The organism is Acidovorax temperans, from assembly GCF_006716905.1.
Lineage (GTDB): Bacteria > Pseudomonadota > Gammaproteobacteria > Burkholderiales > Burkholderiaceae_C > Acidovorax > Acidovorax temperans.
In genome coordinates this window covers 194,905-207,444 of record NZ_VFPV01000003.1, presented here as the reverse complement: position 1 = coordinate 207,444, position 12,540 = coordinate 194,905, and the positions used below count along the sequence as shown (strand labels likewise).

Below are 12,540 nucleotides of genomic sequence, written 5' to 3'. Positions count from 1 at the left end.
GGCTATTTTTCCTTGAAAGCCGATCACCCAAAGAACTGGTAGCACACCGCAATGGCGGCCACCACGCCCGCCAGTTCTGCCAGCAGGGCGCAGCCCACCGCATGGCGCGCACGCTGTATGCCCACCGCGCCAAAGTACACCGCCAGCACGTAGAACGTGGTTTCGGTGCTGCCCTGGATGGTGGCGGCTGCCAGTGCCGCAAAGCTATCCACGCCCTGCGTTTGCATGGTTTCAATCAGCATGGCCCGCGCCGCGCTGCCGGAAAAGGGTTTGACCAGCGCGGTGGGCAGGGCATCCACAAACCGGGTGTCCATGCCAATGGCTTCCACGCACCAGCGGATTCCCTCCAGCGCGTACCCCAGGGCTCCTGAGGTGCGCAGCACCCCCACGGCGCACAGCATGGCCACCAGGTAGGGCAGCAGGCCCTTGGCCACGTCAAAACCTTCGCGGGCGCCCTCTACAAACGCTTCGTACACGGGCACCTTGCGCCACGCCCCCACCAGCACAAACATCACCACCAGGCTGAACAGGGTCAGGTTGCCCAGCAGCGATGACAACTGCGCCAGCGCCGCCGCGCTGAGCGTGGTGAGCAGCGCCATGAACCCGCCCAGCACCAGCGCCACCGGCAGCAGGTAGGCCAGCACCACCGGGTGCCACAGGGGCAGCCGCTGCACCACGGCCACGGCCAGCAGCCCGGCCAGGGTCGAAGCCGAGGTGGCCAGCAAGATGGGCAAAAACACCAGCGTAGGGTCGGCCGCCCCTTGTTGCATGCGGTACATGAAGATGCTTACTGGCAACAGCGTGAGTGACGAGGCGTTGAGCACCAGGAACAGGATTTGCGCGTTGGTGGCGGTGTCGGGCTTGGGGTTCAGCTCTTGCAGCGCACGCATGGCCTTGAGGCCCATGGGTGTGGCCGCGTTGTCCAGCCCCAGGGCGTTGGCCGCAAAGTTCAACGTCATCAAGCCCAGGGCAGGGTGGCCACGGGGCACCTCGGGCATCAGGCGGGCAAACAGGGGCGCCAGCCAGCGCGCCAGCACATCCACAATGCCGGCCTTTTCTGCGATGCGCAAAAAGCCCAGCCACAGCGTGAGCGTGCCAAACAGCAGCACCATCACCTCCACCGAGAGCTTGGCCATGGCAAACAGCGACTCGACCATGGTCGCAAACACCTGGGCCTGGCCGCCCAAAAGCCATTGCGCCAGCGCTGAAATGGCAGCCGTGATGAAAAAGCCCAGCCAAAGGGTGTTGAGCATGTGGAAGCCAGGTGCAGGGGGAGATCGGAAATGCCAGAGGTGGTGCAGGGTGCCCTACAGCCGTTGGCAGTTTAAGGCACCCAACAGCGCCCTGTGCCACGCCCGTGGCAACGTTGGGTGGACGATGGGCAACATTCCCACTTTGTTGACCAGCTTTAAAAATCATTTTGCTTTTATCACGTTTGCTGCATTTTTGATAAGTTACAGTTGTTGCTTCTAGCAAAGAACTCAGGCGTAAACTTCTAAGCGAGACCGCCTGTGCACCCTCCTGTCATTGCCTGGGGTGTGTTTTGCAAAAGGGTGTTGGGTTCGTCTGCGCAGTACTGCCGGTGCGTGCCTTGGTTCAAGTCGTTTTAAAGAAGGTTCTATGAAAAACTTGAAGATTTCCACTCGCCTGTCTGGCGCATTTGCACTGCTGGTGCTGATGCTGGTGGGGTTGGCTGTCGCGGCCATGGCGCAGCTGTCTAGCATGCGCGCCGCCACGGTTGAAATCAGCGAGAACTGGTTGCCCAGTGTGGAAGTGGTGAACGCCATCGACGCACAAACGGCCGAATTGCGCATGATCGTGCTCACCCACATCATGAACACAGACGCTGCGGAAATCGCCAAGACCGACAAGCGCCTGATGGACGGACGGGCCAAGCTGGTGGAGCTGCGCAAGCAGTATGAACGCCTGATCAGCACACCGGAAGAGAAAAAGCTCTACGACGAGTTTGCAGCCAATTGGGGCAAGTACATTTCCGTCAACGATGGTGCCCTGGAGTTGTCTCGCAAGAACCAGAACGACGACGCCCGCGCCATCGTAGAGGGCGAGTCGCAGCGGCTTTACAACACCAGCGGCGAATACCTGGACAAGCTCGTCAAGATGAACAATGACGGCGCCGAGCAGGCCAGGAAGGCGTCTGAACGCACCTACAACCAGGCCCGCACCACCTTGGTGGTGGTGGCCGTTTTGGCTATTGCGCTGGCAATTGCCGCAGCCGTCTGGCTCATCCGCTCCATCACCGCGCCTCTGGCCCGTGCGGTGGAGGTGGCCGACCGCGTGGCGGGCGGCGACCTGACGGCCCACATCGATGTGGACTCGCGCGATGAAACCGGCCAGCTGCTCAGCGCCTTGCAACGCATGCAGCAAAGCCTGGTGCGCACGGTGAGCGTGGTGCGCCAAAACTCGGAAAGCGTGGCCTCGGCCTCGGCCCAGATTGCCTCAGGCAACAACGACCTGAGCGCACGCACAGAACAACAAGCCAGCGCCCTGGAAGAAACCGCCGCGTCGATGGAAGAACTCGGCTCCACCGTGCGGCAAAACGCAGACAACGCCCGCACCGCCAACCAGCTGGCCATGAACGCATCTACCGTCGCCGCCCAGGGCGGAGAAGTTGTGGCCGAAGTGGTGGAGACCATGAAAGGCATCAACGCCAGCAGCAACAAGATTGCCGACATCATCAGCGTGATCGACGGCATTGCGTTCCAGACCAACATCCTGGCGCTGAACGCTGCCGTGGAAGCCGCCCGTGCAGGCGAACAAGGGCGAGGCTTTGCGGTGGTAGCCAGCGAAGTACGCAGCTTGGCCGGGCGCAGCGCAGAAGCGGCCAAAGAAATCAAGAGCTTGATCATGGCCAGCGTAGAGCGGGTAGAGCAAGGCACCCTGCTGGTAGACAAAGCAGGAGCCACCATGACAGAAGTCGTCACTGCCATCCGGCGCGTGACCGACATCATGGGAGAGATCAGCGCGGCCAGCAGCGAACAAAGCGCAGGCGTGGACCAGATAGGAGAAGCCGTCACGCAGATGGACCAGGCCACGCAGCAGAATGCGGCTTTGGTGGAAGAGATGGCGGCGGCAGCGGCCAGCCTGAACACCCAGGCGGGCGAGTTGGTCAACGCCGTGGCCGTGTTCAAACTGGCGCAAGACTCAGCTTACAGCGCAGGAACACGGTTCGGTGCCACAGCGGGGCCTGCGGCCAGTGCTCCATCCAGCCGCCCCGTGCTGGGTGCCGCCAAAGCCGCCGGTGCGCTGCGCCCCGCAGCAACGAAGGCCCCCAAGCCAGCCGCCAGCCTGGCTGCACCGGGTGGGAAGGCCCACGCGCCCACCCCCGCAGCAGCAGGCAAGGGCGGTGCGGATGACGAGTGGGAAAGCTTTTAAGCCCACTGGCTGAACATTGCCAGTAGCGCTGGTGCCGCCCCAGCGAAAACCTGGCGGATCACTCCAAAAGCACGCTGCAACCCAGCGTGCTTTTTTCTGGGCCCATGGTTCTTGCTCGATTCAGGGACGGCCCTGCAGTCACCGCCATAAAGATAGTTTGGTCATTAAGTAAAAGCCATATATTCGTTTGGGTTTTAACGTTGCCCTCCCAAAATCAGCCCTGACTTCCAACCACACAAACCCGAAACCGCACTGAACCAGCCCGCCAAAAGGGTGGGGCGGGGCGGTCGGGGCAGGGACTGCCGTGACTTCCACCTCCATCATCATCGTGCCCGGCTGGCGGGATTCCGGGCCTGGGCATTGGCAAACGCTGTGGGCCGAACGGCTGCCGCAGGCCCGGCGGGTCGTGCAGGACGACTGGCACACGCCCACCCGCTCTGCCTGGGTGGCGCGGCTGGAAGAGACCGTGCTTGAACAACCAGGCCCCGTGGTCATCGTTGCCCACAGCCTGGGCTGTATCACCACCGCCCACATGAAGCCCGAAGTTGCAGCGCGGGTGCGTGGCGCCTTGCTGGTGGCGCCTGCCGACCCCGAGCGCCGCGCGGTGCTGAGCGACTTTGCCCCGGTGCCCTACGCCGCGCTGCCTTACCGCAGCATTCTGGTGGCCAGCAGCAATGACCCGTACTGCCCCATCCGCTTGGCCGGCGCCTATGCGCGTGCCTGGGGCAGCGAGTTTGTGCGCCTGCAGAACGCAGGGCACATCAATGTGGATTCAGGCCATGGCGAATGGCCGCTGGGCCGTGCGCTATTGCAATCGCTGACGGAGGTGGAGTTGCCCTTGCAACCGACGCCAGCAGAAGAGCTGGCGCAGGGTGCGATGACTTGATGTTGCTATTGAATTGATAGCTGTTTACGCTTTTATAACGAGCGCTGGAGCCACTTTTACTTAAAAGCCGGTGACATTGCCAAGGATTGGACTTTTGCGAGGCCAGGGAGCCTGTTCATCAGGATCCATGTCTTCATATTCCAAATCTTGATTAATTAACAAAAATATATTCTTTTGAGTTTTAAGCATTGCATGGGGACAATGAAACATCTACAGCTTTTTGCGAGCGACGCGACATGACTTCTTTGAAACTCAAGACCCTCCTGGCTTCTTTGGCTCTGGCTGCCAGCGGCCTGGCCAGTGCCCAGAACACGCTGTTGAACGTGTCTTACGACGTGGCCCGCGAGTTCTACAAGGACTACAACGCCGCCTTCGCTGCGCACTACAAGAAGACCACCGGCCAGGACGTGAAGATCGACCAGTCGCATGCGGGCTCCAGCGCTCAGGCCCGTGCCGTGAACGACGGCCTGGCGGCAGATGTTGTCACCATGAACACCACCACCGACGTGCAGTTCCTGGCCGACAACGGCGTGGTAGCGAAGGATTGGACCAAGAAATTCCCGCACGACGCATCGCCCACCACCTCGACCATGCTGTTCCTGGTGCGCAACGGCAACCCCAAGGGCATCAAGGACTGGGAAGACCTCATCAAGCCTGGCGTGCAGGTGATCGTGGTGAACCCCAAGACCGGCGGTAACGGCCGCTACGCCTACCTGGCCGCCTGGGGCGCCATCCGCGAGAAGGGCGGCACCGAAGCGCAAGCCGCCGAATTCGTGAGCAAGCTCTACAAAAACGTGCCGGTGCTGGCCAAGGGCGGGCGTGACGCTACTGCCACCTTCCTGCAACGCAACCAGGGCGATGTGCTCATCACCTTCGAATCCGAAGTGGTGTCCATTGACCGTGAATTCGGCGCCGGCAAGGTCGATGCGATCTACCCATCGGTCAGCATCGTGGCCGAGAACCCCGTGGCAGTGGTCGAACGTACCGTGGCCAAGAAGGGCACGGCGCAGCTGGCCAAGGCTTACCTGGACTACCTGTATTCGGACGAAGCCCAGGAAATTGCCGCCAAGCACGCCATTCGCCCCCGCTCTGAAGCGGTGCTCAAGAAGTACGCCGCTACCTTCAAGCCGCTGAAGCAATTCACCGTGGCGAAGTACTTTGGCTCGCTGACTGAAGCGCAAAAAGTGCACTTCAACGATGGCGGTCAGTTTGACAAGCTCTACACCCCTGGCGCCAAGTAAGCCCATCTCGCTGCAAATTCACCTATGACCACCGCGACTGCTGTGGCCGCAGCCCCGGCCGGACGGCGTGCGCCCAAGCGCGTGCTGCCCGGCTTTGGGCTGTCGCTGGGCTACACCCTGTTTTACCTGAGCATCATCGTGCTGATTCCGCTGTCAGCACTGATCTTCAAGACCTTCACCCTCACCTGGGAACAGTTCTGGGCCGCCATCAGCGCGCCGCGCGTGCTGGCGTCGTACCGGCTGACGTTTGGCGCATCGTTCATCGCAGCGCTGGTCAACCTGGTGTTCGGTCTGCTGATTGCCTGGGTGCTGGTGCGCTACAAGTTCCCGGGCAAGAAGATCGTGGACGCGCTGGTTGATTTGCCGTTTGCGCTGCCTACGGCTGTGGCCGGCATCTCGCTGACCGCCTTGCTGGCGGGCAACGGCTGGGTGGGCAGCATTCTGGAGCCCATGGGCATCCAGCTCGCGTTCAAGCCCGCTGGCATCGTGATTGCGCTCATCTTCATTGGCCTGCCGTTTGTGGTGCGCACGGTGCAACCGGTGCTGGAAGACGCCGAGAAGGAACTGGAGGAAGCCGCCACCTGCCTGGGCGCCACGCGCTGGCAGACCTTCACCAAGGTCATCCTGCCTTCCATCACCCCCGCGCTGCTCACCGGCTTTGCCATGGCGTTCGCGCGGGCCGTGGGTGAATACGGCTCGGTGATCTTCATCGCGGGCAACATGCCCATGGTGTCTGAGATCACGCCGCTCATCATCATCGGCAAGCTGGAGCAGTACGACTACGCAGGTGCTACCGCCGTGGCGGTGGTGATGCTGGTCATCTCCTTCATCCTGCTGCTCATCATCAACGCGCTGCAAGCCTGGCAGCGACGCCACGCGGGGGCACCAGCATGAGCGGCGCCAACTCTCGAACCGTTCGCCGTGCGCAAGCCGGCACGACCGAAGCGCCGTGGGTGCGCTACACGCTGATCACGCTGGCACTGGCTTTCATGCTGCTGTTCCTGGTGCTGCCACTGGCTGCCGTGTTTGCCGAGGCGCTGCGCAAAGGCTTTGGCGCGTATCTGGAAGGCCTGCGCGAGCCCGATGCCTGGTCGGCCATCAAGCTCACACTCATCACGGCGCTGATTGCGGTGCCGTTGAATCTGGTGTTTGGCGTGGCAGCGGCCTGGTGCATTGCCAAGTACGAGTTCAAGGGCAAGGCGTTTTTGACCACGCTGGTAGACCTGCCGTTTTCGGTGTCGCCCGTGGTGGCGGGTTTGATCTATGTGCTGATGTTTGGCGCGCAGGGCTGGTTTGGCCCCTGGCTGCAGGCGCATGACATCAAGATCATCTTTGCCGTGCCTGGCATCGTGCTGGCCACCGTGTTCGTGACGTTCCCGTTCATCGCCCGCGAGCTGATCCCGCTGATGCAGGCGCAAGGCAACGACGAGGAGCAGGCCGCCATCGTTCTGGGGGCCACCGGCTGGCAGACCTTCTGGTATGTGACACTGCCCAACATCAAATGGGGCCTGCTGTATGGCGTGATCTTGTGCAACGCGCGGGCCATGGGCGAGTTTGGCGCGGTGTCGGTGGTGTCGGGCCACATCCGGGGCCAGACCAACACCATCCCACTGCACGTCGAGATTCTCTACAACGAATACCAGTCGGTGGCCGCGTTTGCCGCTGCCTCGCTGCTCGCCTTGTTGGCCTTGGTCACGCTGGTCATCAAGACGATTGCCGAACACCGCAACGAGCAGGCTTTGAAGGCTGCCGCAGAACTTCCCCCCGAGCGACCCTCGCAAGAAACGACACCATGAGCATTGAAATCCGTAACGTCAGCAAGCAGTTTGGCGACTTCCAGGCCCTGCGCGATGTGAGCCTGGACATTGCCTCGGGCGAACTCATCGCATTGCTTGGTCCCTCGGGTTGCGGCAAGACCACATTGCTTCGCATCATCGCGGGCCTGGAAACAGCCGATGTGGGCACCATCCACTTCAGCGGCGAAGACACCACCGACGTGCATGTGCGCGAGCGCAACGTGGGTTTTGTGTTCCAGCACTATGCGCTGTTCCGTCACATGACCGTGTTTGAGAACGTGGCCTTTGGCCTGCGCGTCAAGCCCCGCAGCGAGCGCCCGAGCGAAGCGCAGATCAAGAAAAAGGTGATGGACCTGCTCAAGCTGGTGCAGCTCGACTGGCTGGCCGAGCGCTATCCCTCGCAGCTCTCTGGCGGCCAGCGCCAGCGCATTGCCCTGGCCCGCGCCCTGGCGGTGGAGCCCAAGGTGCTGCTGCTCGACGAACCCTTTGGCGCGCTCGACGCCAAGGTGCGCAAGGAACTGCGCCGCTGGCTGCGCCGCCTGCATGACGAGCTGCATGTGACCAGCATCTTCGTGACCCACGACCAGGAGGAAGCACTGGAAGTGGCCGACCGCGTGGTGGTGATCAACCAGGGCAAGATCGAGCAAAGCGGCTCGCCCCAGCAGGTGTGGGAGCATCCCGCCAGCCCGTTTGTGTATGGCTTTTTGGGTGATGTGAACCTGTTCCATGGGCGCGCCCATGAGGGCCTGGTGCACCTGGAAGGCATGCAGATCGACTCGCCCGAACACCAAGCGGCGCAGAACGCCAAGGCCTTTGCCTACGTGCGCCCGCACGACCTGGATGTGGAGCGTTATGCTCCTGGCGCCGGGCTGGACGCAGAAGGCCGTCCCCGCGGCATCGTGGCCCAGCTGTGCCGCGCCATCGTGGTGGGGCCCATCGCACGGCTGGAACTTATTCCCTCTGACGATCACAAACCAGCGGACAATGCGTCCCCAGACTCCTTGATCGAAGCGCAGATTCCAGCGCAGCAGTTCAAGGAAATGGGTTTCAAAGAGGGTGAAACGCTGGTGGTCACACCACGCCGCGCCCGCGTGTTCTTGGATCACGCCGCTGGAATCTGACTCCCCCTGAGCCGCTTCGCGTCTTCCCCCAAGGGGGACGACGGCCTTTGCTGCGGGGCGGCCCTTGCTGGCCGTCCGCGCGCTGGGGCTGTGACGGTTTCAGAGAGCAATGCTCTAGCGGCGACTGTTGGATGAGAGATAAGAATGATGGTGTTGAACTGGATCGATCAGGCCCCGCGCCGTGTGCTGGCACTGATCAGCGTGGCGTGCGTGGCCATGCTGGCGTTTGGCATGTATTTGCAGCATGTGGTGGGCCTGGAACCATGCCCCATGTGCATCGTGCAGCGTTATGCTCTCATTTTGGTAGCTGTCTTCGCTGGTCTGGCAAGCGCTAGAGGCTCAAAAGGCTGGTGGATGAGTTTTGCGGCGCTGGCACTGCTCGCGGCTGGCTTCGGTGCGTTTGTGGCCGCCCGCCAGAGCTGGCTGCAGTGGTACCCGCCTGAGGTAGCCACCTGCGGCCGTGACTTCTACGGCATGATCGAAAACTACCCCATCGGCCGCGCCATTCCCATGATTTTCCGTGGCTCGGGCGATTGCACGGCCATTGACTGGACTTTCCTGGGCGGCTCGATTGCCAACTGGTCCTTCCTCTGCTTCATGGGCTTTGGTCTGGTGTTGCTGGCGTTGTTGGCCCGTGCGGGCCGCAGCAAAAACGATGGGCGCGCAGCCCTGGCCTGAGCTTGATCAAATCCTCCAAGGCGCCCATTGCGGCGCCTTTTTTTATGGGTGGGGCTTGGGTGCAGCGCCTACCTCAGGCAGGCGGAAAAGTAATCCCTGCTTCTCCGTCCACCCAGGCGGGGTATTTCTCCATCACGCTGGCAAGCAAGCTGCTGGCTTGCCACTGCGCCAGCCAGGCCTGCAGACGCGGCCAGGGCTGGGCCTGCCACCAGGCGGGGTCCACCCCCGCAAACTGCCGCACAAACGGGGCAATCGCCATGTCTGCCAGAGCGCAGTGTTCTCCAAACAGAAAAGGATGCTCGTTCAGGCGGGCTTCCAGCGCGCCCAGCCAGCGGGCGGCTTGTGCCCGTTCATACGCCGGGTCGCATTCTGGATAGCGCGTGGGGTACTTGGTGCGGTCCAGGGCCTGTTTGAACGGGCCATCGCATTCGGCGATCAGTGCTTGCATCTCTGCCTGCGTGCCCTGGCTGGGGTGCAGCCAGCTTTGTGGGTCGTGCTGGCCCAGCGCCCACAGCATGATGTCCAGGCTCTGCTCCAGCACTTGACCACCCGGCAGCACCAGCACGGGCACCGTGCCTTTGGGCGATGCCTGCAGCAAGCCCTGGGGCTTGGCCTTGAGCACCACCTCGCGCAGCTCGCATCTTTGGCCGCTCACCGCCAGTGCCAGCCGCGCACGCATGGCATAGGGGCAGCGGCGGAAAGAATAGAGCACGGGCAGGGCGCTCATGCAGAAGTGTCCTCGTCGGTATGCGGGGGTGGGGGCGTGGCCTGCTGTGGTTTGGCACCAATGTGCGCTTGGCCGCGCTTTGCAGCCAGTTGCACCTGCCGTTCGCGTTCTGCCAGGGCCCGTTCCTGCTCGGGTGTGCGGGTGCCGTGGCAGTAGGGGCAGCTCACGCCCGGCACATAGTGGGGCGATTGCAGCTCTGCCTCGCCCAACGGCATGCGGCAGGAGCGGCACAGCTGGTGGTGGCCACGCAGCAGGCCGTGGCCTACGGAAACCCGTTCGTCAAACACAAAGCAGTCACCATGCCAGCGGCTGGACTCCTCAGGCACTGTTTCCAGGTACTTGAGAATGCCGCCTTCCAGGTGGTACACCTCCTCAAAGCCTTGTGATTTGAGAAAGGCCGTGGATTTTTCGCAGCGAATGCCACCCGTGCAAAACATTGCCACCTTGGGGTTGCCAGCCAGCACACCACCGGGCTGCGATTGTTCTGCCACCCACGCCGGAAATTCAGAAAAGCTGCGGGTGTGCGGGTTGATGGCGCGGTCAAACGTTCCGATGCCCACTTCGTAATCGTTGCGTGTATCGATCACCACCACGCCGGGGTCGTCGATCAGTGCGTTCCAATCCTCAGGCTTCACATAGGTGCCGGCATTGCGTGCAGGGTTCAGGCCGGGCACGCCCAGCGTGACGATTTCCTTCTTGAGCCGCACGCGCATGCGGTAAAACGGCATGGCATCGGTCGCGGCCTCTTTGTGCTGCAAGGCTGCAAAGCGGGGGTCTTTGCGTAGCCAGGCCAGTACGGCTTGCACACCCTCTGCCGGGCCTGCAATAGTTCCGTTGATGCCCTCGTGGGCCAGCAGCAGCATGCCGCGCACGCCGTGGGATTCGCACAGTGCCTGCAGCGGCGCACGCAGCTCGGCAAAGTCGGGCAGGTCCACAAACTGGTAGAGGGCGGCGGTGAGGTAGCGGGGGGCGACAGGGTCCACAGGAAAAAACGCAGGCAGGCAAGAAGGTCGCCATGATAGCGGTCACCTTTCGTTACGATGCAGGGATCACCAACGCTGCATCCGAGGCGGGCGCATGAGCAAGGAATCCACTCTCAATCTGTTCCGGCGGCTGGAACAGCTCAATGGCATCGGCGCCGCCCTGTCACGCGAGCGGGACATTGAGCGCTTGCTGGAAAATATTCTGGAGGCGGCCAAAACCATCACCGGTGCGGATGGCGGCACGCTGTACAGCGTGACCGAGGACCAGTCGGCGCTGAAGTTCGAGATTCTGCGCACGGATTCACTTGGCATTCGCCTGGGTGGCACCACGGGCAAAGCGGTGGACCTGCCGCTGCTGCCCTTGCGCACGCCCGATGGCGCGCCCAATGATTCGCTGATAGCCGCCCATGCGGCCATTCACGACCGCACGGTGAACATTGCCGATGCGTACAGCGCCAAAGGCTTCGACTTTTCTGGCACGCGGGCCTTTGATGAGCGAACGGGTTACCGCTCGCAGTCCTTCCTGACAGTACCGATGAAGAACCACGACCGGGAGCTGATCGGCGTGCTGCAACTTATCAACGCGCGCGACCCGGAGACGGGCGCCATCATTCCCTTCTCTCAAGCCGACCAGAGCCTGGCGGAGTCGCTGGCATCCCAGGCAGCCATTGCGCTCACCAACCGGCTGCTGGTCTCCCAACTGGAGCGGTTGTTCGAATCGTTCGTCAACCTTATCAATCTTGCCATTGACGAAAAGTCGCCCTACACCGGCGGGCATTGCCAGCGCGTGCCCGCCCTCACGATGATGCTGGCCGAAGCGGCGCATGCGGTGCAGGAGGGGCCGCTGGCAGGTTTTCACATGACCGAGCGCGACCGGTACGAGCTCAAGATGGCGGGTTTGCTGCACGACTGCGGCAAGATCACCACCCCCGTGCATGTGGTGGACAAGGCCACCAAGCTACAAACACTGTATGACCGAATTGGTGTGGTGGAAACGCGTGTTGAGGTGCTCAAGCGCGACGCTGAACTCGCGGCATTACGGCGCCAATTGGCACTGAGGCCGGTGGCCGATGCTGCTGCCGAGGCCAGCATCCAGCAGGCGCTGCAGCAAGAACTGACGGCGCTGGACGAAGACCGCGATTTTTTGCGTGCCGTGAACCAGGGTGTGGAGGCGATGAGCCCGGCCGACCAGCAGCGGGTGCGTGACATGGGAGCGCAACGCCAATGGCGCAATCCGCAGGGCGTACAAACCAGTTTTCTGACGGCGGACGAGGTGGAGAACCTCACCATCCGGTCGGGCACGTTGACCCAGGCAGAGCGCGACATCATCAACCACCACATCGTCGCCACCAACCGGATGCTTGAGACCTTGCCCTGGCCGCGCCACCTCAAGAACGTGCCCGAATACGCGGGCGGGCACCACGAGCGCATGGACGGGCGCGGTTACCCCAAAGGTCTCACGCGCGAGCAGATGTCCCTGCAGGCCCGCATGATTGGCGTGGCCGATGTGTTTGAAGCGCTCACGGCCGCTGACCGGCCCTACAAAAGCGGGATGAGCCTGTCCCAAGCGCTGGACATCATGGTCAAGATGCGCAACGGGGGCCACATCGACCCGGACTTGTTCGACGTGTTCGTGAGCCAGGGCGTGCCTCAACGCTATGCGCAAGAGTTCCTAGACCCTGCCCAGATCGACGTTTGAGCGTACTGCCGAGGGT

The 12,540-nt window shown here is 62.3% G+C and carries 11 protein-coding genes; 8 read left to right on the top strand and 3 right to left on the bottom strand.

What is annotated here, in order from left to right; translation table 11 throughout:
* Positions 1-23: 23 nt before the first annotated feature.
* Positions 24-1,253: a nucleoside recognition domain-containing protein gene (locus tag BDD18_RS15855; protein ID WP_142084354.1), complete on the bottom strand. Its 1,230-nt coding sequence runs from the start codon at positions 1,251-1,253 to the stop codon at positions 24-26.
* Positions 1,254-1,620: 367 nt separating this feature from the next.
* Here BDD18_RS15855 and BDD18_RS15850 point away from each other — a divergent pair, with 367 nt between their 5' ends.
* From BDD18_RS15850 to BDD18_RS15815, 7 genes are all read left to right on the top strand, one after another.
* On the top strand, positions 1,621-3,393 hold the full coding sequence (locus BDD18_RS15850; protein WP_142084353.1) for a methyl-accepting chemotaxis protein: 1,773 nt from the start codon (positions 1,621-1,623) through the stop codon (positions 3,391-3,393).
* 304 nt (positions 3,394-3,697) lie between these two features.
* Complete coding sequence (locus BDD18_RS15845) at positions 3,698-4,279, top strand: RBBP9/YdeN family alpha/beta hydrolase (RefSeq protein ID WP_142084351.1); 582 nt, start codon at positions 3,698-3,700, stop codon at positions 4,277-4,279.
* A gap of 236 nt (positions 4,280-4,515) precedes the next feature.
* Positions 4,516-5,520 (top strand): sulfate ABC transporter substrate-binding protein, encoded by a 1,005-nt coding sequence (locus BDD18_RS15840; protein ID WP_067513165.1) that lies wholly within the window; start codon positions 4,516-4,518, stop codon positions 5,518-5,520.
* Between the two features lie 24 nt (positions 5,521-5,544).
* Positions 5,545-6,414: a sulfate ABC transporter permease subunit CysT gene (gene cysT, locus BDD18_RS15835; RefSeq protein ID WP_142084350.1), complete on the top strand. Its 870-nt coding sequence runs from the start codon at positions 5,545-5,547 to the stop codon at positions 6,412-6,414.
* A complete protein-coding gene (gene cysW, locus BDD18_RS15830) occupies positions 6,411-7,316 on the top strand; it encodes a sulfate ABC transporter permease subunit CysW (protein WP_142084348.1) in 906 nt (301 codons plus the stop codon). The genes cysT and cysW overlap by 4 nt, the downstream gene beginning before the upstream one ends.
* Positions 7,313-8,437: a sulfate/molybdate ABC transporter ATP-binding protein gene (locus tag BDD18_RS15825; RefSeq protein WP_142084347.1), complete on the top strand. Its 1,125-nt coding sequence runs from the start codon at positions 7,313-7,315 to the stop codon at positions 8,435-8,437. The genes cysW and BDD18_RS15825 overlap by 4 nt, the downstream gene beginning before the upstream one ends.
* Positions 8,438-8,584: 147 nt before the next feature.
* On the top strand, positions 8,585-9,115 hold the full coding sequence (locus BDD18_RS15815) for a disulfide bond formation protein B (RefSeq protein WP_066691781.1): 531 nt from the start codon (positions 8,585-8,587) through the stop codon (positions 9,113-9,115).
* Between the two features lie 73 nt (positions 9,116-9,188).
* Here the strand turns inward: BDD18_RS15815 and BDD18_RS15810 are convergent, their stop codons facing one another.
* Both BDD18_RS15810 and trhO read right to left on the bottom strand, forming a co-directional pair.
* The gene (locus tag BDD18_RS15810) at positions 9,189-9,842 is read right to left on the bottom strand and encodes a glutathione S-transferase (protein WP_066696109.1); all 654 of its coding nucleotides are present in this window, start codon (positions 9,840-9,842) and stop codon (positions 9,189-9,191) included.
* The gene (trhO, locus tag BDD18_RS15805; RefSeq protein WP_142084345.1) at positions 9,839-10,825 is read right to left on the bottom strand and encodes an oxygen-dependent tRNA uridine(34) hydroxylase TrhO; all 987 of its coding nucleotides are present in this window, start codon (positions 10,823-10,825) and stop codon (positions 9,839-9,841) included. The genes BDD18_RS15810 and trhO overlap by 4 nt, the downstream gene beginning before the upstream one ends.
* Positions 10,826-10,919: 94 nt before the next feature.
* On the opposite strand from trhO, the gene BDD18_RS15800 reads away from it, so the two are divergent.
* The gene (locus tag BDD18_RS15800; protein WP_142084343.1) at positions 10,920-12,524 is read left to right on the top strand and encodes a GAF and HD-GYP domain-containing protein; all 1,605 of its coding nucleotides are present in this window, start codon (positions 10,920-10,922) and stop codon (positions 12,522-12,524) included.
* Positions 12,525-12,540: the final 16 nt, after the last annotated feature.